This window comes from Methylobacterium sp. Leaf99 (genome assembly GCF_001422375.1).
Taxonomy (GTDB): domain Bacteria; phylum Pseudomonadota; class Alphaproteobacteria; order Rhizobiales; family Beijerinckiaceae; genus Methylobacterium.
The window spans coordinates 1,033,104-1,054,726 of sequence record NZ_LMMU01000001.1; the positions used below are offsets into that span (position 1 = coordinate 1,033,104).

23 protein-coding genes, 1 tRNA gene and 1 pseudogene are annotated in these 21,623 nt (G+C 71.8%); 10 read left to right on the forward strand and 15 right to left on the reverse strand.

Going from position 1 to position 21,623, the window contains the following annotated elements; genetic code table 11:
* Positions 1 to 82: 82 nt before the first annotated feature.
* Both ASF28_RS04655 and ASF28_RS04660 read right to left on the reverse strand, forming a co-directional pair.
* Positions 83 to 789, reverse strand: a pseudogene (locus ASF28_RS04655) (MFS transporter); the annotation flags it as partial.
* Between the two features lie 7 nt (positions 790 to 796).
* Positions 797 to 1,063 (reverse strand): metal-sensing transcriptional repressor, encoded by a 267-nt coding sequence (locus ASF28_RS04660; RefSeq protein ID WP_056088266.1) that lies wholly within the window; start codon positions 1,061 to 1,063, stop codon positions 797 to 799.
* A gap of 157 nt (positions 1,064 to 1,220) precedes the next feature.
* On the opposite strand from ASF28_RS04660, the gene ASF28_RS04665 reads away from it, so the two are divergent.
* The gene (locus ASF28_RS04665; protein ID WP_056088269.1) at positions 1,221 to 1,460 is read left to right on the forward strand and encodes a hypothetical protein; all 240 of its coding nucleotides are present in this window, start codon (positions 1,221 to 1,223) and stop codon (positions 1,458 to 1,460) included.
* Positions 1,461 to 1,616: 156 nt separating this feature from the next.
* Complete coding sequence (locus ASF28_RS04670; RefSeq protein ID WP_147710932.1) at positions 1,617 to 2,054, forward strand: hypothetical protein; 438 nt, start codon at positions 1,617 to 1,619, stop codon at positions 2,052 to 2,054.
* 190 nt (positions 2,055 to 2,244) lie between these two features.
* On the opposite strand, the gene ASF28_RS04675 is transcribed toward ASF28_RS04670, so the two are convergent.
* The 6 genes from ASF28_RS04675 to ASF28_RS04700 form a co-directional block, all read right to left on the reverse strand.
* A tRNA-Ser gene (locus ASF28_RS04675) sits at positions 2,245 to 2,336 on the reverse strand.
* Between the two features lie 13 nt (positions 2,337 to 2,349).
* Positions 2,350 to 3,165 carry a glycosyltransferase family 2 protein gene (locus ASF28_RS04680; RefSeq protein ID WP_147709890.1) on the reverse strand — a complete coding sequence of 272 codons (816 nt, stop codon included), beginning with the start codon at positions 3,163 to 3,165 and terminating at the stop codon, positions 2,350 to 2,352.
* A 77-nt stretch (positions 3,166 to 3,242) separates the two neighbouring features.
* On the reverse strand, positions 3,243 to 4,781 hold the full coding sequence (locus ASF28_RS04685) for an acyl-CoA synthetase (protein WP_056088277.1): 1,539 nt from the start codon (positions 4,779 to 4,781) through the stop codon (positions 3,243 to 3,245).
* 63 nt (positions 4,782 to 4,844) lie between these two features.
* Positions 4,845 to 5,711 carry a tRNA glutamyl-Q(34) synthetase GluQRS gene (gene gluQRS, locus ASF28_RS04690; protein WP_056088280.1) on the reverse strand — a complete coding sequence of 289 codons (867 nt, stop codon included), beginning with the start codon at positions 5,709 to 5,711 and terminating at the stop codon, positions 4,845 to 4,847.
* A gap of 10 nt (positions 5,712 to 5,721) precedes the next feature.
* Positions 5,722 to 6,030 carry a hypothetical protein gene (locus ASF28_RS04695; protein ID WP_056088283.1) on the reverse strand — a complete coding sequence of 103 codons (309 nt, stop codon included), beginning with the start codon at positions 6,028 to 6,030 and terminating at the stop codon, positions 5,722 to 5,724.
* Between the two features lie 70 nt (positions 6,031 to 6,100).
* Positions 6,101 to 8,149, reverse strand: coding sequence for an ATP-binding protein (locus ASF28_RS04700; RefSeq protein WP_056088286.1), 2,049 nt, complete (start codon positions 8,147 to 8,149; stop codon positions 6,101 to 6,103).
* Between the two features lie 231 nt (positions 8,150 to 8,380).
* Here ASF28_RS04700 and trpA point away from each other — a divergent pair, with 231 nt between their 5' ends.
* The 4 genes from trpA to ASF28_RS04720 all read left to right on the forward strand — a co-directional run bounded on the left by trpA (position 8,381) and on the right by ASF28_RS04720 (position 12,536).
* Positions 8,381 to 9,241 (forward strand): tryptophan synthase subunit alpha, encoded by an 861-nt coding sequence (trpA, locus tag ASF28_RS04705; RefSeq protein WP_056088288.1) that lies wholly within the window; start codon positions 8,381 to 8,383, stop codon positions 9,239 to 9,241.
* A 33-nt stretch (positions 9,242 to 9,274) separates the two neighbouring features.
* Positions 9,275 to 10,180, forward strand: a complete 906-nt coding sequence (gene accD, locus ASF28_RS04710) for an acetyl-CoA carboxylase, carboxyltransferase subunit beta (RefSeq protein WP_056088292.1) — start codon at positions 9,275 to 9,277, stop codon at positions 10,178 to 10,180.
* 22 nt (positions 10,181 to 10,202) lie between these two features.
* Entirely contained in the window at positions 10,203 to 11,528 is a 1,326-nt protein-coding gene (locus ASF28_RS04715; RefSeq protein ID WP_056088295.1) for a bifunctional folylpolyglutamate synthase/dihydrofolate synthase, read from the forward strand.
* Between the two features lie 126 nt (positions 11,529 to 11,654).
* Entirely contained in the window at positions 11,655 to 12,536 is an 882-nt protein-coding gene (locus ASF28_RS04720; RefSeq protein ID WP_056088298.1) for an outer membrane protein, read from the forward strand.
* A 189-nt stretch (positions 12,537 to 12,725) separates the two neighbouring features.
* Here the strand turns inward: ASF28_RS04720 and trxA are convergent, their stop codons facing one another.
* Positions 12,726 to 13,046 (reverse strand): thioredoxin, encoded by a 321-nt coding sequence (trxA, locus tag ASF28_RS04725; RefSeq protein WP_056088302.1) that lies wholly within the window; start codon positions 13,044 to 13,046, stop codon positions 12,726 to 12,728.
* A 431-nt stretch (positions 13,047 to 13,477) separates the two neighbouring features.
* On the opposite strand from trxA, the gene ASF28_RS04730 reads away from it, so the two are divergent.
* Complete coding sequence (locus ASF28_RS04730; protein WP_056088305.1) at positions 13,478 to 14,761, forward strand: PQQ-dependent sugar dehydrogenase; 1,284 nt, start codon at positions 13,478 to 13,480, stop codon at positions 14,759 to 14,761.
* 18 nt (positions 14,762 to 14,779) lie between these two features.
* On the opposite strand, the gene ASF28_RS04735 is transcribed toward ASF28_RS04730, so the two are convergent.
* The 3 genes from ASF28_RS04735 to ASF28_RS04745 all read right to left on the reverse strand — a co-directional run bounded on the left by ASF28_RS04735 (position 14,780) and on the right by ASF28_RS04745 (position 16,471).
* The gene (locus ASF28_RS04735) at positions 14,780 to 15,715 is read right to left on the reverse strand and encodes an ABC transporter ATP-binding protein (RefSeq protein ID WP_056088309.1); all 936 of its coding nucleotides are present in this window, start codon (positions 15,713 to 15,715) and stop codon (positions 14,780 to 14,782) included.
* Between the two features lie 31 nt (positions 15,716 to 15,746).
* Positions 15,747 to 16,004, reverse strand: a complete 258-nt coding sequence (locus tag ASF28_RS04740; RefSeq protein WP_157085359.1) for a hypothetical protein — start codon at positions 16,002 to 16,004, stop codon at positions 15,747 to 15,749.
* Between the two features lie 146 nt (positions 16,005 to 16,150).
* The gene (locus tag ASF28_RS04745) at positions 16,151 to 16,471 is read right to left on the reverse strand and encodes a hypothetical protein (RefSeq protein WP_056088316.1); all 321 of its coding nucleotides are present in this window, start codon (positions 16,469 to 16,471) and stop codon (positions 16,151 to 16,153) included.
* A gap of 177 nt (positions 16,472 to 16,648) precedes the next feature.
* Between ASF28_RS04745 and ASF28_RS04750 the strand changes: the two genes are divergently transcribed.
* Positions 16,649 to 17,365 carry an HAD family hydrolase gene (locus tag ASF28_RS04750; RefSeq protein ID WP_056091204.1) on the forward strand — a complete coding sequence of 239 codons (717 nt, stop codon included), beginning with the start codon at positions 16,649 to 16,651 and terminating at the stop codon, positions 17,363 to 17,365.
* 490 nt (positions 17,366 to 17,855) lie between these two features.
* Entirely contained in the window at positions 17,856 to 18,107 is a 252-nt protein-coding gene (locus ASF28_RS04755) for a hypothetical protein (RefSeq protein WP_056091207.1), read from the forward strand.
* A 79-nt stretch (positions 18,108 to 18,186) separates the two neighbouring features.
* Here ASF28_RS04755 and ASF28_RS04760 read toward each other — a convergent pair whose 3' ends face one another.
* From ASF28_RS04760 to argH, 3 genes are all read right to left on the reverse strand, one after another.
* Positions 18,187 to 18,879, reverse strand: coding sequence for a hypothetical protein (locus ASF28_RS04760; RefSeq protein ID WP_056088319.1), 693 nt, complete (start codon positions 18,877 to 18,879; stop codon positions 18,187 to 18,189).
* A gap of 110 nt (positions 18,880 to 18,989) precedes the next feature.
* Positions 18,990 to 19,346, reverse strand: coding sequence for a hypothetical protein (locus tag ASF28_RS22930; RefSeq protein WP_056088320.1), 357 nt, complete (start codon positions 19,344 to 19,346; stop codon positions 18,990 to 18,992).
* 178 nt (positions 19,347 to 19,524) lie between these two features.
* The gene (gene argH / locus ASF28_RS04770) at positions 19,525 to 20,937 is read right to left on the reverse strand and encodes an argininosuccinate lyase (protein WP_056088323.1); all 1,413 of its coding nucleotides are present in this window, start codon (positions 20,935 to 20,937) and stop codon (positions 19,525 to 19,527) included.
* A 54-nt stretch (positions 20,938 to 20,991) separates the two neighbouring features.
* Between argH and tlpA the strand changes: the two genes are divergently transcribed.
* Complete coding sequence (gene tlpA, locus ASF28_RS04775; protein WP_056091210.1) at positions 20,992 to 21,621, forward strand: thiol:disulfide interchange protein TlpA; 630 nt, start codon at positions 20,992 to 20,994, stop codon at positions 21,619 to 21,621.
* Positions 21,622 to 21,623 lie beyond the last annotated feature (2 nt).

Below are 21,623 nucleotides of genomic sequence, written 5' to 3' on the forward strand. Positions count from 1 at the left end.
GGTGCCCGTCAACGGACCAAGTGCAATGCACGAGGGGTTATGGCCGGCCGGAAACACCTGGAAAGACGGATCGCTCACTCCAGTTGACGATGACCATGGCGCCGGCCGCTGCGACCGCGAGGTTCAGGGCGAGCAACCCGCGCAGGCGCGGCGTCGCGAGGTAGATCCGAAGGCCGCGCGTCGTCCGGTCGTAGATGCCGCCTTGCCGGTCGGATCGGGTGGCGGTCGGCAAGGTCACGGACACCACCAATGCCGCCGAGCACAGGAAGCCGACGACCGTACCGCCGAACAGCGCGTTGTAGGGCACGACCGTCGGGAGAAGGACCGCCAGCGTCGGGCTGAGCAATTTCTCCAGGTCGTTGGCGAGGCGCGAGAGCGAAAGGGCGTGGGTGTAGTCGCGTTCGTCCGGTAGGATGTCCGGAATGGTGGCCTGGAAGGCCGGGGTGAACGCCGCCGAAGCTGATTGCAGGAGGAAGATCAGGGCGTAGACCTGCCAGACCTGATCGACGACGGGCAGCGTCAAAGCGATAGCGGCGCGGACGAGGTCCGTGCCCACCAGGAATGCGCGTCGTGGCAACCGACCCGTGAAGGCCTGGGCCACTGGGGCGACGAGGACGTAGGCCACCATCTTGATGGCCAGCGCCGTGCCCAAGACCGTGCCTGCGCGATCACCCGCGTCCGGAATGCCAGAAGCCCGAGGGCGACCGTGAGCAGGCCCGTGCCGATCAAGGCGATAACCTGGGCCGCGAACAGATGGCGATAGGTGCGATGGTCGAGGACGCTCGGCATCGGATCCTTAAAGGTACTTCGCCAGGGCCTTGAACTCGGCCAAGGCCTCGGTTGCCCCCTTGGCGCCGTTTTCCATCCCGTGCCCGAGGCAGTGCTCTATGTGGTCCTGGATCAGGACGCGCTTGGCGTTGGTGATTGCGCTCTCGACAGCATGGAGTTGCTGGGCGAGGTCCACGCAGGCTCGCCCTTCCTCGATCATGGCAATGACACCGGCGAGATGACCGTAGGCACGCTTCAGGCGCTTGACGATGTCGGGGTGGGAGGCGTGTTCCATGTCAGTGTCCTATCCCCCTGGAGGGGATGGGGGCAATGCGGGATCTCGGCTATTCCGTACCCCGTGGGGAGTGGAGGTCTTAACGACCTTGCCTCGGCTAGCCCCCGGCGCGTCGCCATAGTCGCCACCATGGCGATGCGCAGGCGTCGGAGGATGCATGGTTCAAGCGAACGACCTTATCACGCCCGAGATGCTGGCACGCCTGCGAGAGGTCGCGAACACTCTCGTCGACAGGGCGCAGGCACGCTTCCGCGAGACGGTGGTGCCGATCTATGGCAGCAAGGAGAATGGTCGGCCGGTCCACATCAGTTCGGCCGTCCTGCTCGACCTGAGGGGCCATAAGGCCCTGCTGACGGCAGCGCACGTGATCGACGAGAGTCAATCTACGACGCTCTAGCTTGGCGTCGGGGATGGCCTTGAGAAGCTCGAAGGCGGGTTCTCGGCGACCGCAGCGCCTCATGGCCGCGCCCGGGATCACTACGACTTCGCCTTCCATTTCCCGGCGGAAGACCTCGTCGCCAAGGTGAGGGGCCGCTTCGTCGGAATGGATGAGATGTCGATATCCGCGCGGACGGAACGAGGTCGCTACTACTCGGCGCTTGGCTGCCCCAACTCGAAGAACCGAACGTACAACCCCGAGAAGCGGTCGGTGAAGGCGCGGCTCTTCACATACAGCGACATCCACAAGGTCGATCCCGAGATCGCCGCGAAGCTTCCAGGCGACGGCGACCATCACATCTTCATGACATACGCCAAGCGCTCGCGCGACGACGAGGGCAATGTCGTCAACTCCACCGCGCCCAAGGGGATGAGCGGCGGGGCCGTCGTGGATGCCGGGCGTCCGGTCGACCTGAACGTGTTCTTCGGCGGCGAGATACCCGTGCCGATGCTTGCCGGTGTCGTGATCGAGTTGAAAAGGAAGAGGGTGCTGCTCGGCGTCCGGATGGAGGTGATCCTGCCGGAGCTTCTTGCGGCGCTTCCGAAGGTCTAAGCGACCTGAGACCCCTGATCACGTCGCCGCACGATCAGCTATCGGACCGCCGCAGTGGGCCAGGCATCCTTCGCTCCGTCGCCAATGGCTTTCCACAGGCAATTTTTGCGGGGACAAATCGAGGACAAATGCATTTTTGTTACAACCGAAAACCCAGTCAAAACAATCAGTTATGAGGGGTTGTCGTAAATGGCGGAGACGGAGGGATTCGAACCCTCGATACCCCTTTCGGGGTATGCTCATTTAGCAAACGAGTGCCTTCAGCCGCTCGGCCACGTCTCCGCAGGCCGTCGATCTAGAATTTCGCATCGGGGCGGTCAAGCCGCGATTCGGGGTTGGCGCGAGAATCCGCGCGGCGGCGCTCGTAGTGCTTGGCCACGCGCAGGTGGCGGGAGATGGCGTAGTTCATGGCCGTGAGGAAGCCGTAGGTGCCGCGCACGAAGTGGCGGCGGCCGAGATAGGCCTTGAGGAAGTTGCCCGGCAGCTCGACGAACAGGCGCCAGGTCGGGATCGCGACGCCGCGGGCGGCGAGATCGTCGGCCTGCTGGTCGGAGTAGCGGTTGAGCTTGTCGAGCTGGTCGCCCAGCGAGCGCACGGAGAAGTGGTGGATCACGCCCCGCAGGGTGCCGATGGCGGCGCCGGGGGCGAGGTCGACCCGGTCGTGGACCGGGGACGGGGAGTAGCGGCCGCGATCCTTGCGGTAGAGCCGCACGGGCGTCAGGCGGTACGCCCACGGATGCGGGCGGCCCTCGCCGGGAAAGATTTCCGCGATGGCGATGCGGTAGGCCGGTCGCGCCGGCTCGCCCCGGGCGAAGGCGGCTCGGATGGCGGCGGCGAGATCCGCCGGCACCACCTCGTCGGCGTCGACGTTGAGGAGCCAGACGTGGCGGCACTGGTCTTCGGCGAAGCGCTTCTGCGGGCCGTAGCCGGGCCAGTCGTTGTGGATCACCCGGGCCCCCAGGGACGCGGCGAGCGCCTGGGTGCCGTCGGTGGAGCCGGAATCCACCACCACGAGGTCGTCGGTCAGATCGCGCACCGCCCGGATTGTCGCCCCGATGCGGTCGGCCTCGTTCCGGGCGATGATGAAGACGGAGAGGGGGAGGCACGTCACGGCGGGAGATGTCATCGCGGGGCGGAATTCCTTGGCCTGCCCCCCGCTCTATCGGGCGCCCTCCCCCGCCACAACCGTCACGCCTGCCCGGTCACGGCTGCCCGAGCCGCCGGCGCCTGCCCGAGCCGCCGGCGCTGGACCTTGCCGTTGGGGGTGCGCGGCAGGGCGTCGAGGAAGCGGATCTCGCGCGGGCACTTGTAGGCGGCGAGATGCTGCCGGCAGAAGGCCAGGAGGGCGTCGGCGCTCGGTGCCGCCCCGGCCCGCGCCACCACGAAGGCGGCGATGACCGAGAGGTCGGCCCGGACGGCGAGTTCGGCGACCCCGACCTCGGCCACATCCGGATGGCGGGCGAGCACCGCCTCGACCTCCCCCGGCGAGACCCGGTAGCCCAGCGCGTTCATGAGGTCGTCGTTGCGGCCGTGGAACCGGAGGGTGCCGTCGGCATCGAGGCTCGCGAGGTCGCCGCCGGTGAACCAGTCGCCCCGGGTGACCGCCGCGTCCTCGTCGGGCCGGTTCCAGTAGCCGAGCATCAGGCCGGGCTCGGAGCGGTGGACGGCGAGCAGGCCGGTCTCGCCCGGCGGCAGCGGCTCGGGCGGTCCCTCCGTGGGCAGGATGGCGACGCGGCGCCCGGGCTGGGGCCGGCCGGGCGAGCCGGGGCGCACGGGGATCGTCGGCCCGCTCGAGACGTAGGTCGAGATCTCGCTCATGCCGAGGGCCTCGTAGAGGGGTTTTCCCGTGGCGGATTCCCAGGCGGCCAGGAGCTCGGCCGGCAGGGCCTCGCCGGCCGTCACCCCGTGGCGCAGGCGGGTGAGGTCGTGGGCGGCGAGATCCCCGTATTTGAGGATCTGGCGGTAGAGGCTCGGCACGGCGGCGAAGATCGTGGCGCCGTGGCGGGCGATGAGGGCGGGCCACAGGGCCGGGTCGCGTGGGCCGTCGTACAGCACGGCGGTGGCGCCGCAGGCCCACGGATCGGTGACGCCGACGCCCAGGGTGTAGGTCCAGTTCAGGGTGCCGGCATGCAGCATCACGTCCGTGTCCGTGAGGCCGAGCCAGTGGGCATGCATGGGCCGGCGGCCGCGCACGGAGCGGTGGGCGTGGAGCACGCCCTTGGGCCGGCTCGTGGTGCCGGAGGTGTAGACCAGGATCGCCGGGTCCTCGGCGGCGGTGTCGGCATAGTCCGGCAGCGGGTCCCCGGCCTTCAGGGCGGCGATGTCGGCGGGGCGCAGGACCCGGCGGCCGGCCACGGTCTCCGGATCGAGGACCACGTCCGCGCCGGCGACGATGGCGGCGGCCCCGGAATCGTCCGCCAGGAAGGCGGCCTCGGCGGGGGTGAGCTGGGGCGAGGCCGGCAGGGCGACGAGGCCGGCGGCCAGGGACGCGAAATAGGTCAGGACGTAGTCGGCCTCGTGGCCGAGGCGGACCATCACCCGCGCGCCGGGTTCCAGGCCGAGGCCGAGGAGGCCGGCCGCGATGGCGCGCACGGCCCGGTCGGCCTCGGCGTAGGTGAGGGTCGCGGCGGCCCCGTCCGGGCCGGCCATGACGAGGGCGGCCTTGTCCGGCCGCAGGCGGGCGTTGCCGGCGAGGCAATGGGCGGCGGCGTTGAAACGGTCGGACACTGACCTCTCCCGGACGGATTTTTCGCGATCAGAGGCGCAAACGAGGGCGCGACACAAGGTGTTTCAGCCGAACCCGAGTTGGGCGCGGATGGCCGCCGGGTCGACGCCCTCCGCCCGGAGGTCGGCGAGGCTCCGCGAGCCGCGGGACTTCGCCAGCTTGGCGCCCGCGGCGTCGAGCAGGAGGGCGTGGTGGTGGTAGCGCGGCGGCGCCAGGCCCAGGAGGGCCTGGAGCAGGACGTGCAGGTCGGTGGCGGCGAGGAGATCGGCGCCGCGCACCACGTGGGTGACGCCCTCGGCGGCGTCGTCCGTCACCACGGCGAGGTGATAGCTCGCGGGCACGTCGCGCCGGGCGACGACGGTGTCGCCCCAGCGGGCCGGATCGGCGGCACGGAACCCCGTCGCCCCGTCCGGGTCGAAGGCTGAGAAGCTGTGCGGTCCGGGGGCCGCCGCCAGCGCGCGGTCCATGGCGAGGCGCCAGGTATGGGGCTCGCCCCGGGCCAGCCGCGCCGCGACGGCGGCGTCCGACAGGTGGCGGCACGGGCCGGGATAGAGCGGGGCGCCGTCGGGATCGCGCGGAACCGGTCCGTCGCCGGCGGCACGCCGCGCCGCAGCAGCGACCTCCGCGCGCGAGCAGAAGCACGGATAGGCCAGATCCCGCGCGGCGAGGTTTTCGAGTGCCGCCCGGTAGGTCTCCATGCGAGCGGACTGGCGCAGGGGCGCCGGGAAGCGCAGGCCGAGCCAGGCGAGGTCGGCCAGGAGGGCGTCGACGAGGTCCGGGCGCGAGCGGCCGGGATCGATGTCCTCGATGCGCAGCAGGAAACGCCCGCCCGCGGCGCGGGCGAGGCGGTCGTTGAGCAGGGCGGAATAGGCGTGGCCGAGGTGCAGGCGGCCGTTGGGGCTCGGGGCGAACCGAAACGTCGGCGCGGTCACGGCGCCCGGATCAGCCGCCGGTGCGGCGCAGGCAGCGGGTCTCGCCGGCCACGCAGGCGATGCCCGGCAGGGAACAGGTGGCGCCCGCGTCCCGGCGCTGGCAGACCCGGCAGCCGTCGCTCCACTCGGCGCAGGTGAGGTCGGCGGCCGGCGCCACGGCGGCGGGCCGGTGCGGGGCCGGCGCCAGGGTTCCGATGAGCACGGTGGCGAGGACGAGGGCGAGGATGCCGCCGAGGACGCGGCGGTCGGTGCGGGCGGACGCGGGGTCCGGTGTCGCGACGCTGCTGGGGGCGATGTCGTGGGGCGAGGAAGCGGCCATGGCGCCCGTGTTCGCGCGCCGGCCCGGACCTGTCAACGGCGGGCCGCCGCGCCCGCGCATTGCGACCGGTTCACGCCGCCGACCGGTGCTCCAGGAGGGCCGGCAGGGCGCGCAGGTTGAGGGGTTTGGGCAGGAAGCCGTCGAACCCCGCCGCGCGGGCGGCCCGCTCGTCGTCGCGGCCGGCATTGGCCGTCAGGGCCACGAGGTGGAGCGGCGGGCCGCCCCGGCTCGCCTCGAGGGCGCGGATGCGCCGGGCGGTCTCGAGGCCGTCGAGGCCGGGCATGCGGATGTCGATGAGGGCGAGGTCGAAGGCCCCGCCCTCGGCGAACAGCGCCAGGGCCGCCAGGCCATCCCGGGCCGGGACCACGGTGGCGCCGAGGCGCTCCAGGGCCTTGGTGGCGAGGAGGGCGTTGATGGGGTTGTCCTCCGCCAGGAGGACGCGGATTCCGCCCCGGGCGACGGCGGCCGGCGGCGGCGGCGCGATGGGCGCCGCGCCGTCGGGCGCCGCCGCGGGGAGCGCCGGTGCCACGAGCCGGTCGAACAGGGAGCGGGCGCGCACGGGCTTGATGAGGTAGCCGTCGAAGCCCGCCGCCCCGGGGGAGCCGAACCCGCGCCGGTCGAAGGGCGAGAGCAGGACGAGGCTGCAGCGCACGCCCCGGGCCTTGGCCGCCCGCGCCACGGCCCGCACGGCGGCGTCGCCGAGGGACCGGTCGGCGATGACCGCGTCGAACGGCGTCCCGGACAGGGCCGCCAGGCCCGCCGCCTCCGTGGCCACCACCACCGCCGAGGCGCCCGCCTCCGACAGGCGGCGGGCGAGGAACGGCGCCTGGAACGGCGAATCGGCCACGATCAGCACCGCCTGCCCGGCGAGGGACGGCGCTGGGCCGGCGGGGACGGAGGAGACCGGCTCCGAAGACACGGAGACCAGGGGCAGGAAAGCGGTGAAGCGGCTGCCACGGCCCACCATGGACTCCGCCGCGATCCGCCCGCCCATGCGGGCGACGAGGCGGCGGGTGATGGCGAGGCCGAGGCCGGTGCCCTCGTGGGGCCGGCTCGCGCTGCCGTCGCCCTGCTCGAATTCCTCGAACAGGATCGGGATGCGGTCCTGCGGGATGCCGGGCCCGGTGTCGCACACCGTGAGCGCGACCCCGTCGCCGTCGCGGGCGATCTCGAGTCCGACGCCCCCCGTCGCGGTGAACTTCACGGCGTTGCCCGCGAGGTTGACGAGGATCTGGCGCACCCGGTCGGCGTCGCCGATCACCCCGGCGGGCAGGTCCTCGGCGATGTCGAGGGCGATCTCGATGCCCTTGTCCTGGGCGCGCGGCGCCAGGAGCTCGACCACGCCCTCGGCCAGGGCCGCGAGATCGAACGGCGCGGCGGAGAGGTCAAGGCGGCCGGATTCGATCCGCGAAAAATCCAGAATGCCGTCGATGAGCGACAGCAGCGCCTTGCCGGAGGTCCGCACCGCCTCGACGTAGGTGCGCTGCTCCGGGTCGAGGCCGGTGTCTAGGACGAGGTCGGCCATGCCGAGGATGCCGTTGAGGGGCGTGCGGAACTCGTGGCTGACGGTGGCGAGGAAGCGCGACTTGGCGACGTTGGCGGCCTCGGCCCGGGTCAGGGCCTCGTCGAGGGAGCGGGCGGCCGCGATGCGCCCGGTGATGTCGGTGCCGGCGCGCAGCCATTGGCGGCCGCCATCGGGGCCGGAGACGGGCATCTCGATGAAGGAGAACCAGCGCGGCGGCCCGTCCACGGGCGACAGGCGCATCTCGACCCGCCGCACGCCGTCCGGGCCCTCCTCCGCGGCGCCGCGCTCTAAACAGGCGACGTCCACGGTGGAGCCCACGAGGGCGAAGGGCTCGGCGCCAACGAGGCGCCCGAACCCCGCATTGGCGAAGGTGATCCGCCCGCGGGCGTCGCGCTGGACGATGATCTCGGTGGTGGCCTCCACCAGGGCGCGGTAGCGCTCCTCGCTCTCGGAGATGCGCTGGATCCGGGCCTGGAGGGACTCGACCTCGGCGGCCTCCGCCGCCGGGAGGGCGCGCCGGCGCAGGACGACGAGGATTGCGGCGAGGGCAGCGGCGAGGACTGCGAGGATCAGCGCGAGGGCCTGGATGGTCATGCGTCTCTCCCCGGCGCGACGGGACGGGCCCGTCCGCGACAGGGGGGAGGATGCCAGCCGGGCTTGAACGCCGGCTTTCGAAAGGCGCTTAAGGATGTCTTGCGCCGGTCCGCGGACCCGGCGCGGACGGGCCGCGCTTCACGGGCCGGTCCCGATGGTGTAGGCGCGACGGCTCCATCCGAAAGCCCGACCGTCCCGCGCTCCGGGCCGGCCGCGAGAGCGCAAGCGTCCATGACCGAATCGAGCTCTGCCAACGGTACCGTCCAGACCCGCATCGCGGCGACCTTCGCCCGCTGCCGGGCGGAAGGGCGCGCGGCCCTCGTCACCTACGTGATGGCGGGCGATCCCGACCCCGAGACCTCCCTGAAGCTCCTGGAAGCCCTGCCGGACGCGGGCGCCGACATCGTCGAGTTCGGCCTGCCGTTCACCGATCCCATGGCCGACGGTCCGGCGATCCAGGCCGCCGGCCTGCGGGCCTTGAAGGGCGGCCACGGCGTCGCCGGGACCCTGGACCTCGTCCGCCGCTTCCGCGAACGCAATGCCGGCACGCCCGTGATCCTGATGGGGTACTTCAACCCGATCCACACCTACGGCGTCGAACGCTTCATCGACGACGCCGTGGCGGCCGGGATCGACGGCCTCATCGTCGTCGACCTGCCGCCGGAAGAGGACGACGAGCTGTGCCTGCCGGCGCTCGCCAAGGGCCTCGCCTTCATCCGGCTGGCCACCCCGACCACGGACGAGAAGCGCCTGCCCGCCGTCCTCGCGAACACGGCCGGCTTCGTCTACTATGTGTCGATCACCGGCATCACCGGGACGGCGACCCCGGATTTCGGCAAGGTGGCCGACGCCGTGGGCCGCATCCGGCGCCACACCAGCCTGCCCGTCGTCGTCGGCTTCGGCGTGCGCACGGGGGCGGACGCCGCCGCCATCGCGCGCGGAGCCGACGGGGTCGTCGTCGGGTCCGCCCTCATCGACGCCCTCCGGAGCAGCCTCGACGGCGAGGACCGCGCCCAGGCCGGGACCGTGGAGGCGGTGACCGCCCTGGTGCGCGATCTCGCCGCGGGCGTGCGCCGGGCGGCCAAGGACTGACACCGGAATTCCGCGAACGAGGACGGCATCACGATGATGGTTGAGCCGATGAACTGGATCTCGGAGGTCGTGCGCCCCAAGATCAAGACCCTGTTCAAGCGCGAGACGCCGGAGAACCTCTGGGTCAAGTGCCCCGATACCGGGCAGATGGTCTTCCACAAGGAGGTGGAGGGCAACCACTGGGTCATCCCCGGCTCGGAGCATCATCTCAAGATGAGCGCCCAGGCGCGCCTCAAGATGATGTTCGACGAGGGCACCTGGATCGACGTGCCCCTGCCGGAGGTCGCCGCCGACCCCCTCAAGTTCCGCGACGAGAAGCGCTACGCCGACCGCCTCAAGGACGCGCGGGCCAAGACCGGCATGCCCGACGCCTTCAAGATCGGCTTCGGCCGGGTCGGCGGCCTGCCCATGACCCTGGCGGCCCAGGACTTCGCGTTCATGGCCGGGTCCCTCGGCATGGCGGCGGGCGAGGCCTTCGTCCGCGGCGCCGAGACGGCCCTCGACAAGCGCACGCCCTACATCCTGTTCTCGGCCTCCGGCGGGGCCCGCATGCAGGAGGGCATCCTGTCCCTCATGCAGATGCCGCGCACCACCGTGGCGATCCGCCGGCTCAGGGCGGCGAAGCTGCCCTACATCGTGGTGCTGACCAATCCGACCACGGGCGGCGTCACCGCCTCCTACGCCATGCTGGGCGACGTCCACCTCGCCGAACCCGGCGCGCTGATCTGCTTTGCCGGCCCGCGCGTCATCGAGCAGACCATCCGCGAAAAGCTCCCCGACGGCTTCCAGCGCTCGGAGTACCTCTTCGCGCACGGGATGATCGACCAGGTCGTGCACCGGCACGCCCTGAAGGAGATCATCACCCGCCTGTGCGGCCTGCTGATGCAGCAGGACGCCCCCACCCCGCCCCGGCCGGCCCCCGTGGCCGAGCCGGCCTGAGCCCCCCGACGCGACCCCGCCCATGGATTCCTCCGACGCGCTGATGGCGCGCTTCCTCGCCCTGCATCCGCGCACGATCGACCTGTCGCTCGGTCGCATCCAGCGCCTGCTCGAACGCCTCGGCCACCCGGAGCGCAAGCTGCCGCCGGTGATCCACGTCGCCGGCACCAACGGCAAGGGCTCGACCATCGCGTTCATGCGCGCGATCCTCGAGGCCGGGGGCTTGGCCGCCCACGTCTACACCTCGCCCCACCTCGTGCGCTTCCACGAGCGCATCCGCATCGGCGCCGTCGGCGGCGGGCACTACGTGCCCGAGGACCAGCTCGCCGATGCCCTGGCCCGCTGCGAGGCCGCCAATGCCGGCGAGCCGATCACGGTGTTCGAGATCACCACGGCCGCCGCCTTCCTGCTGTTCTCCGAGACGCCCGCCGACGTGCTCCTGCTGGAGGTGGGCCTCGGCGGACGGGTGGACGCCACCAACGTCATCGACCGGGTGGCCTGCGCCGTGGTCACCCCCATCGGGCGCGACCATGCCGAGTATCTCGGCGACACCGTCGAGGCGGTGGCCACGGAGAAGGCCGGCATCTTCAAGGCCGGCTGCCCGGCGGTGATCGCCGCCCAGGACTACGTCGAGGCCGATTCGGTCCTGTGCCGGCTGGCCGACGCCATCGGGGCCGATCCGATCCGGGTCGGCAACCAGGATTTTTCCGTGCATGCCGAGCGCGGGCGCCTGGTGTTCCAGGACGAGGTCGACCTGTTCGACCTGCCCCGCCCCCGCCTCAACGGGCGCCACCAGCTCACCAATGCGGGCACCGCCATCGCGGCCCTGCGGGCGGCGGGGTTCGGCGATATCGGGATCGCCGCCATCGAGCGGGGCCTCGACACCGTCGACTGGCCCGGACGTCTGCAGCGGCTCAACCGGGGACGCCTGTCCGAGCTCGTGCCGGCCGGCGCGGAACTCTGGCTCGACGGCGGCCACAACGTCGACGGCGGCCGGATCCTGGCCGCCGCCATGGCGGATCTCGGCGAGCGCAGCGACGTGCCCCTCGTCCTCGTGGTCGGGCTGCTCGGCACGAAGGACGCGGAGGGGTTCCTGCGCAACTTCGTCGGCCTCGCCCGGACCCTCATCGCCGTGCCCATCGCCGGCCAGATGGCGGCGCGCCCCGCCGACGAGGTGGCGCAGATCGCCGTCGAGGTCGGCCTCGACGCCCACGTGGCCTCCGGCATCGAGGCGGCGCTGGAGGGCCTGTGCGCCACGGCGTTCGACCGGCCGCCGCGCATCCTCATCTGCGGCTCGCTCTACTTGGCCGGCGCCGTGCTGACGGCCAACGGCACGCCGCCGACATGACATCGCCGCATTGGCCGAGAGACGCCGTCCTGCATCGCTCCGGCCGGTGTGGCACCCATGCTACATCTTGGCCGTGGAAACTCGGTTAGTTTCTCCCTCGATCGGGCAACTCGCTGGGGATCAATAATGAAAAAGCTTCTGACGTCTTTCGCCGCCTTCACGGCTCTCACGGCTGCCGCCACGGCCGCCGACCTTCCGCGCCGCGCCGCGCCGCCGGTCTTCGTGCCGGTGCCGGTGTTCACCTGGACCGGCTTCTACGCCGGTTTCAACGCTGGTTACGGCTTCGACGCCGGTAACGACGTTGCCACCCCCGCCGTCGTCGCCACCGGCGCGTCCGGCATCTTCCGCGCCCCCGGCCTCGTCGGCGGCAACGGCGCTGTGATCTACAACAACAGCCGTTCGCAGGAAGGCTTCACGGGCGGTGGCCAGATCGGCTACAACTACCAGTTCACACCGGGCTCCGGCCTCGTGATCGGCGTCGAGGCCGACGCCCAGTACGTCGACTTCGGTCGTGACCGCAACCGCGTCGCCGGTTTCGTCGGCACCCCGAACCCGGACCTGACGTTCGTCAACCCGAACGGCATCTCCAGCCTCGACTACTTCGGCACCGTGCGCGGCCGCATCGGTTACGCCTTCGACCGCGTCCTGTTCTACGGCACCGGCGGCTTCGCCTACGGCGCCGGCAGCGCCGAGCGTTCGTTCGGCGGCTTCCGCGGCAACGACGACTTCCGCACCGGCTACGCCGCCGGCGGTGGTATCGAGTACGCGCTCCCGACCGACTCGTTCCTGAACTTCTTCCGCTCGTCCGCCGTGACGCTGAAGGTCGAAGGTCTGTACGTGAACCTCGATCGCACCGCCGCCAGCAACGTGTTCGCCGTGTCCAACAGCACCGGCCTGCAGTTCCGCACCGGCACCCCCTACGCCACCGCCACCGGCGGCACCCGTGGCCGCGACACCGAGTTCGCCGTCATCCGCGCCGGCCTGAACTACAAGTTCGGCTCGTACTAGGCCGAAAACCGTCCGGTCTCGGAAACTTCCGAATCCCGGAACTCTGAAGTCCGGAACTTGGGAAGCCCGGCCGAAAGGCCGGGCTTCCTTCGTTTCAAGCGCCCGTCGCGCGGGGACGGGACCGTGGATGAAAAAAAGGCCCGGTGCGCGAGCACCGGGCCTTCGTCCGTCCGTGTACCGAAAACCCGTTCAGGCGCTCGCCTGGATCCAGCGCGAGAGGTCGCCCTTGGGCGCGGCGCCGACCTTCTGGCTGGCGAGCTCGCCGTTCTTGAAGATCAGCAGCGTCGGGATCGAGCGGATGCCGTACTGCGCGGCGATGCCGGGGTTCTCGTCGACGTTGACCTTGGCGATCTTCACCCGACCCTGGAGGTCGGTGGCGATCTCCTCGAGCGCCGGGCCGATCTGCCGGCAGGGACCGCACCACTCGGCCCAGAAATCCACGACCACGGGCTCGACGGACTTGAGGACGTCCTGCTCGAAACTCGCGTCGGTCACTTTCACCGTCGCCATCTTGGTCCCTTTCACGTTCGCGCCGGAGCGCGGTCCGTCCGGGCCGGACGGCCCTGGGCGGGGTGCGCCGCATACGGGCGGCGCCTCACCGCGAGACTTGGCGACGCGGGGCCGGAGGGTCAAGGCGGTCCGTGCGCCCCGCGGGGCAGGACACCGTCCGCCTCATGCCTTGTCCACCGCGCCGAGCCTTGTCCACCGCGGCGGCGGCACTCCCGGTCTGCGACGGCCCCGAACATCGGTTGCCGACGGAGACCGGGACTCGTCAAACGCCCGCCCTCGCCCCATCTCCCCTTCAGCCGCGCGGGCCTCGGCGGCCGGCCGGGGCGCGTTCGGCTGCCTCGCGCCGGGGCGCCGGTACCGACAGAAGACACGAAGACCCGATACGGCGAAAACCTGACACGGCACCTCGCCGCCATGGAGGACAATCCGACGTGAAGCGCATCTCCCAGACCCTGCTCGCCACCCTCGCCCTCGCCGGCCTTCCCGCGGGCGCCATCGCGCAGGAGGCGGGCACCGCCGCGCCCCGGCAGCCGCGGGTCGAGGGCGAGGCCTTCAGCGCGCCGACGTCCGATGCCGCCGGCACCACGCCCGCCGAGACCGAGGCGCCCAACACGTCCTACAAGCCGCTCCTGCCCAACCAGACCCGGGCGCCCAAGCCCGCCGAGGCCACCAAGGTCAAGACCGAGACCGTGGCCAAGGGCCTCGACAGCCCGTGGGCCCTGGAATTCCTGCCCGACGGCCGCATGCTGGTCACCGAGAAGGCCGGGACCCTGCGGATCGTGGCCAAGGACGGTACGCCCGGCGCGCCGATCCCCGGGGTGCCGAAGGTCGATGCCAGGGGCCAGGGCGGCCTCCTCGACGTGGCGCTGAGCCCGAGCTTCGTCGCCGACCGGCTGATCTACTTCAGCTACGCCGAGCCCCGCGAAAAGGGCAACGGCACCACCGTCGCCCGCGCCAAGCTCATCGAGGACAAGGGTGCGGCCCGCCTCGACGAGGTCAAGGTGATCTTCCGGCAGATGCCGACCTATGACGGCGACAAGCATTTCGGCTCGCGCCTCGTCTTCGCGCCGGACGGCAAGCTGTTCGTCACCGTGGGCGAGCGCTCCGACAAGGGCCCCCGCGTCCAGGCCCAGGACCTCACCAGCGGCCTCGGCAAGGTGTTCCGCATCGACACCGACGGCAACGCCGCCAAGGACAACCCGTTCACGGGCGGCGAGAAGGCCAAGCCCGAGATCTGGTCCTACGGCCACCGCAACGTCCAGTCGGCCGCCCTCGACCCGCAGGGCCGCCTCTGGACCGTGGAGCACGGCCCGCGCGGCGGCGACGAGCTGAACCGGCCGCGGCCCGGCGTGAATTACGGCTGGCCGGAGGTGACCTACGGCATCGAGTATTCGGGCGAGAAGATCGGCGAGGGCAAGACCCAGGCCGGCGGCACCGCCCAGCCGGTCTATTACTGGGACCCGGTGATCGGCCCCTCCGGCATGGCGCTCTACACCGGCGACAAGTTCCCGGCCTGGAAGGACGCCTTCCTCATCGGCGGCCTCGTCAGCGGCGGTCTCGTCGCGGTCAAGCTCGATGGCGACAAGGTGGTCACCGAGGAGCGCATTCCCCTGGAGGACCGCATCCGCGACGTGAAGGTGGGCCCCGACGGCGCGGTCTACGCCGTCACCGACGGCCCGGGCGGCAAGATCCTCAAGCTGACGCCCGGCCAGTAGGGGCGAGGCGCCCGCCCCTCAGGCGGGCGCCGAGGCCGCGCGGATCGCCGCGAGCGTAAGACCGGACGGTCCGTCCGGCCCGGTCACGGTCAGGTGCTCGGCCCCCGTCGCCAGCATGAGCGCGAGGGCGTCGCGCGCGGACGCATCGTGGGCGATGGCCGGCGCGCCCGAAATCGGGCCGGGCCCGGCCAGGGCGCCGGCGGTGAGCCCGGCCAAGCGCCGCAGGGCCCGGTCGGGACCGACGAAATCCGCCACGAACGCGTCGGCCGGCCGCGCCAGCAGGCCATCGGGCGTGTCGGCCTGGACGATGCGGCCGGCGCGCATCAGGACGAGGCGGTCGCCCATGCGGACGGCCTCGTCGAGGTCGTGGGTCACAAGGATCACGGTCTTGCGCAGGCGCTTGAGGATGGCGCCGATCTCGACCTGGAGGCGGGCGCGGGCCACGGGATCGACGGCCCCGAACGGCTCGTCCATGAGCAGCACGGGCGGATCGGCGGCCAGCGCCCGGGCGACGCCGACGCGCTGGCGCTGGCCGCCCGAGAGGGCGTCGGGCCGGCGGTCCCGGAACTCCGCCGGATCGAGGCCGACGAGGTCGAGCATGGCGTCGACCCGCTCGGCGATGCGGGCTTTCGGCCAACCGAGCAATCCGGGCACCGTGGCGATGTTGCCGGCGACGCTCCGGTGCGGGAACAGGCCGACGCCCTGGAGCACGTAGCCGATGCCGCGGCGCAGGCGGATCGGATCGATCCGGGCCACGTCGGCGTCGGCGAGGTGGATCGTGCCGGCATCCGGCTCCACCAGGCGGTTGACCATGCGCAGGGTGGTGGACTTGCCGCAGCCGGACGGACCGATGAGGGCGCAGGTCTCGCCTTCGGCGATCGTGAGGTCGACGGCGTCGACGGCCGGACGCGCCGCGCCGGGAAACCGCTTCGAGACGCCCGCGAAGCGGATCATTCCGCCAAGGCCGCCTCAGCCGCCCTTCGCCTCAGCAGCCCTTGCAGATGGAACCCATGGTGGTGCGCATCTTCGAGTCCCAGGCCTTGTCGCGGGTGGCGGAGGCCCGCTGGGCCTTGGCCATGTCGGCCTCGGTGTTGACGCGGCTGTACGGCGCGCCGGCCCGGCCGGGCGGCTTGGTGACGCCGATGCTGGTGACGGTGCGGCCCCCCGGGGCCGCGGGAGCCTGGGCCAGGGCGGACCCCGCCAGCAGCGGCAGGACGAGGGTGGCGACGAGAAGACGAGACATGCTGAAACCCCGAGGCGCGGCGGACGTGATGCACGGCATCGGCGCGCGCGTGGACGACGGAGATCATAAGGCCCGTGCCACCCGGCGCAAACGGTCCTGGGCGCGTCACGTGCGCGTCGGCACTTGGCTAAGGGGCGGCCCTCGGCTCACGGGCGGCTGAGGAAGCCGATGGGCTCGCGGCCGGGCTGGCCGAGCCAGAGCAGGATCGCTCCGACGCCGAGGCCGAGGACGGCGGCGGGGGCCAGGGTGAGGGGCAGGACCAGGATCTGCCAGAGCCACGGCGCGACGCCCTCGACGGTGCCCTGCAGGGCGCTGGCCCGGTCCTTGAACAGGGTGAACAGGAGATCGCTCAGGCTCGTCATCCGCACGCCGTTGTTGGCGATGGAGCGGGCACCGTCATAGACGAGGCCGACGAAGCCGCCCGCGAGGAAGACGAGGCCGAGGAAGCGGCTGAGAAAACGAAGCATCGCACCCGGTCACACCCGCCGGCATCGCGCCGGCCCGTGCCTGAGTAGGGGTGGGCGCGGATGGGTGCAAGCCGAGCCCTGCAGGGCCGACCCATACGACGCCGACCCATGCAAGCCGGCCGTTGCCGGGCCGCCGCCGCCCGTGCGAAACCGGCCCGCCTCTCCGGGGATGGATTCTTGACCGACCACAGCTCGACCACCACCGCGCCGCGCCCCGTCGGCGACGCGCACGCGCCCCTCGCCCTGGTAATCTTCGATTGCGACGGTGTCCTCGTCGACAGCGAGCCGATCAGCCTCGCCCGCCTCACGGCCGGCCTCAACGGCATCGGCGTGCCCATGGACGTCGAGACCGTGCGGGTGCGCTTCGCCGGTACCTCCATGACCTCGATCATGGCGCATATCGCCCGCGACTACCCCGTCACCGTGCCCGACGACTTCGTCGCGACGGTGAAGGCCGACACCCTGCGGGCCTTCGACGCCGGCCTCACGGCGATGCCGGGCGTGGCGCGGGCCGTGGCGGGGCTGGCGCTGCCGCACTGCGTCGCGTCGAGCAGCGATCCGGTCCGCCTCGCCCACACCCTCGGGCTGACGGGGCTGCTGCCCCTGTTCGCGGGCCGGGTGTATTCCTCGACCATGGTGGCCCGCGGCAAGCCGGCCCCGGACCTGTTCCTCCACGCCGCCGCCGCCATGGGGGCGGACCCGCGGGCCTGTCTCGTCGTCGAGGACAGCGTGCCGGGCGTGCAGGCGGCGCGGGCGGCGGGGATGCGGGTCCTCGGTTTCACCGGCGGCGGCCACTGGACCCACGACCGCGGCGGCGCGGACCTCGTCGCCGCCGGCGCCGCGCGGGTGTTCGACGACTTTTCCGGGTTCGCGGCCCTCGTCGCGTCGGCCTGACCGGGCGACGGCACGAAACCATCGCGGCGGCCCGGGCGGGGAGCGGTTCCTGCTAGGCCCGAGCTTGCATTCGAAAGATCGATCCGTTGACGAAACGGTCCCCGCACAGCATCTTCAAGGTGTTCGGCGGTGGCTTTCACCGCTGCCGCACCGCGGTGATTTGAAGTGTGTAGCTTGCGCCGCGTCACCAAACGCTAAAGCACCGCGACGCGCCCGCGCCTCGTGGTCCTTGCTCGATGAGGATGACTTGCCGTGCTGAACAACCTCCCGATCCGACCAATCCCGAACGCCTGCGACGGCTGTCGATGCTGATGTTCGAAACGCATCCCGCCCGTCCACGCCCGGCCCGACGCCGGCCCCAGGAAAGTTCGCTCCCATGTCGCATCATCACGCCGACACCACCGCCCGTGCCCTGAACCAGCGCCACGCGGCCCCGCCCTTCCACGATCTCCAGACCGCCCGCGCCCGCAACCGGCTCCACGCCGACCCGATCCATGCCGATCGCGCGGCCACGGCCCCGACGCGGATCATCGAGATCGGCGAGGTCACGGCCGGGATCGCCGTGCCGGAGCGCGGCGGGGTGCGGTTCTTCTCGTCGCAGCGGGATTTCGACCGCCTCGACGGGACCGTGTTCGCCAGCGTCGAGCAGGCGGCCCGCGCCGCCCGCGAGCGGTTCCGGGCCCGGTCCGGCACCCCGTCGCGGGGCCGTCCCACCGGCGCCGGACACCTGCGCGCGGTCTGATTTCTCGTGAGCTCCGCCCGATGAAGCGCAGCGCCCCTCCCCCGGGGCGCTGCGCTCGCCTGCGCGCGACTTGTACGTGCTACTTGCACTCGTCGCGGGTGCGCTTCATCGCTTCGGCGAAGCCCGCCAGGGCGTAGTCGTCGCTGGTGGGGTTGCCGCGCAGGGAGGTCGTCTTGACCTGGAGCTTGGCCGTGCGGCCCATCTCGGTGACGACGCGGGCCTCTTCCGCCTGGTTCTGGAGCCAGGCGTTGTTGTCCTTGGTGACGAGGCCGTAGCGGGTGGCCCCGAGGTGGATGGCCGGGTCCGTGGCGGCCGCGTTGGGCTTCGCCGCGGCGCCGGACTGACTGCCGGCGGGCCTCGCCGGGAAGCCCAGCATCACCGCGACCTCGTTCTGGATGTTTTCCGCCTTGCGGACGGTGACGAACAGGTAGGCGGTGTCGCGCTTCAGGGTCTTGGGCGAGCGCGCCGTCGGCTGGGCGATGGCGTAGCAGACCCGGGTCTTGCCCTGGCCGCTGGCGAAGACGTTCCAGTCGCCGAAGATCGCCACGGGGGTCGCCTGCTGCATCCCCGGGGCCGTGATGGCTTTGGACGCGCCGCGCGGCTCGCGCGTGCGCCGGCGCTTGCGCGGGCCCTCGGCCTCCTCGGGGGCCGCCTCCTGCGCCGCGGCGAGGCCGGCGCCGAGGAGCGATCCGGCACCGATCCGATCCACCGGCCCGCACAGGAGGACCGCCGAGATTCCGAGGATGAGGCAGCGCCGGACGTCGAGGAGCATGGGGAAACCTTGTGGGACGAGGCGGCCGGTGGAGCCTGCCCATCGTCCAGAAATACGGCGGCGGAGGCGGGGCCCGGACGGCACCGGCCGAGGGCGCGGATCGCCGGGATTCAGGACACGTGCGCCTCGGTGCCGAGGCCCGGCCCGCGCATCGCCGCGACGGGCATGGGGAGATCCGGAATGGCGAGATCCGGAATAGGGAGGTCCGGCATCGCGCGCTCGGGTGCCTCCGCCAGGGCCTGATCGGTCAAGGCCTGATCGGTCAGGGCTTTCGCGATCAGGGCCGTGGCCGGCAGCGGGCGCGGCTTCGGATCGTTGTAGGGCGTGTTGTAGCACTTGCGCACGGAGGCCCAGAACGCGGCGCGCTCGGCCTCGCCCAGGCGGTCGAGGGTCGCGTCGATGTGGGCGGTGGCGTGGGCGGCGAAAACTGGGGTGTCGTCCGGCGATAAACAGCTCTCGACGGGCATGCGCGCGATCTCCGAAGGGGTCCGGCGTGGTGGTGTGTCTCTCACGAAACGCCCTTTGCGCCGCCGGGCTCAGGGCGAGAACCAGCGGTGACCGGGCGTTTCGTGAGGCAGTCTTAGGCAGGATCACATAGCTGGACCGTGAACGCCATGCGGCACGGTCCAGCTTTTCCTCAAGCTCTCACGCTGCGGGCGTCTCGCCAAGGTCGCCACGGGCGCCGAGCGCTTCGAGCCAGCGCGTGGCCTGGGCCCGGACGTTGTCGGGCGCGGTGCCGCCGTAGCTCGTGCGGCTCGACACGGAGTTCTCCACACCCAGCACGGCATAGACCGCCTGCGTGATCCGGGGCTCGGCCGCCTGCATCTCCGCGAGGGTGAGGTCCTCCAGCCCGACGCTCCGGGCGGACGCCGTGCCGACGAGGCGGCCGGTGACGTGGTGGGCCTCGCGGAACGGCAGGCCGAGCTCGCGCACCAGCCAGTCGGCGAGATCCGTCGCCGTGGCGTAGCCGGAGCCGGCGGCCCGCGCCAGGACGGGGGCGTTGGGCTCGAGGTCGCGGACCATGCCGGTCATGGCGGCGAGACACAGGGACAGGGCCTGGAGGGCGTCGAAGGTGCCCTCCTTGTCCTCCTGCATGTCCTTCGAATAGGCGAGCGGCAGGCCCTTCATGACGATGAGGAGGCCGGTGAGCGCGCCGATGACCCGGCCGGATTTGGCCCGGACCAGCTCGGCGGCATCGGGGTTGCGCTTCTGCGGCATGATCGACGAGCCGGTGGTGTAGCCGTCCGACAGGCGCACGAAATCGAACTGCGCCGAGGTCCAGACCACGAGTTCCTCGGCGAAGCGCGAGAGGTGCACGGCGCAGATCGAGGCGGCAGAAAGCGATTCGAGGGCGAAGTCGCGGTCGGCCACGGAATCGAGGGAATTCGCCGTCGGCCGGTCGAAGCCGAGGGACGCCGCCGTGGCGTGCCGGTCGATGGGAAAGGATGTGCCGGCCAGCGCCGCCGCGCCCAGCGGACACTCGTTCAGACGCGCACGGGCATCGCGAAAACGGCCGCGGTCGCGGGCCAGCATCTCGACATAGGCGAGGCAATGGTGGCCGAAGGTGACGGGCTGGGCCGATTGCAGGTGGGTGAAGCCGGGCATCACCGTGCCGGCGTGCGCCAGCGCCTTCTCGGCGAGGGCCTGCTGCAGGTCGGCGACCTGAATGTCGAGGCCGTCGAGGGTGTCGCGCACCCACAGCTTCATGTCCGTGGCGACCTGGTCGTTGCGCGAGCGCGCCGTGTGCAGGCGCCCGGCCGCCGGGCCGACGATCTCGGTGAGCCGACTCTCGACGGACATGTGGATGTCCTCGAGTTCGCGCCGGAACACGAAGCCGCCGCCCTCGATTTCCGCCCGGACGGCCTTGAGACCGTCTTGAATCGCCGCCACATCGGCACGCGGCAGGATGCCGGCCGCGCCCAGCATGGTCACGTGCGCCAGGGAGCCGCGGATGTCCTGGGGCGCGAGGCGCTTGTCGAACCCGATGGAGGCGTTGATCTCCTCCATGATCTCGGCGGGGCCGCTCGCGAAGCGCCCGCCCCACATCCGGTTGCTCATGTTTTCAAACGTCCTTCCAGCCGCCCTGCCCGCCCATCGGAGCAAGCAACGATGATGCCCGGCACCAGGGCGATGCTCGCCGGCGGGGCTATCCTCGCCGCCGCCCTCGGCGTGGGGCTTGCCGTATACGGGACGGGTCGGACCGGCGGCAACTCCGGCCCGTGCGCCGGGGCGGCGCCCGCCATCGCCCGGCTGGCGCCGTTCGCCCGCGGCGCGGTGGCGGCCCTCGAGGCGGTGGAGACGCCCCGCCCGGCCCCGGAGCTGACGTTCAAGGGCCCGGACGGCGGCGACACGACGCTGTCCGCCCTCAGGGGCCGCCTGCTCCTGGTCAACCTGTGGGCGACGTGGTGCGGCCCGTGCAAGGCCGAGATGCCGGCCCTCGACCGGCTCCAGGCGGAGATGGGCGGCCCGGATTTCGCCGTGGTGGCCATCAACGTCGATACCCGCAACCTCGACAAGCCGGCGCAATGGCTCCGGGACAACGGCATCGCCCGCCTCGCCTACTACGCCGATCCGGGCGGGCGGGTGCTGCCGGCGATCCAGAAGGACACGGGCTCGCAGGGCCTGCCGACGACGATGCTGATCGATGCCGAGGGATGCACCCTCGGCGTCATGAAGGGGCCGGCCGAGTGGAGCGGTCCGGACGCCAAGCGCCTCGTCGGCGCGGCCCTGGGCCGGGACTGACG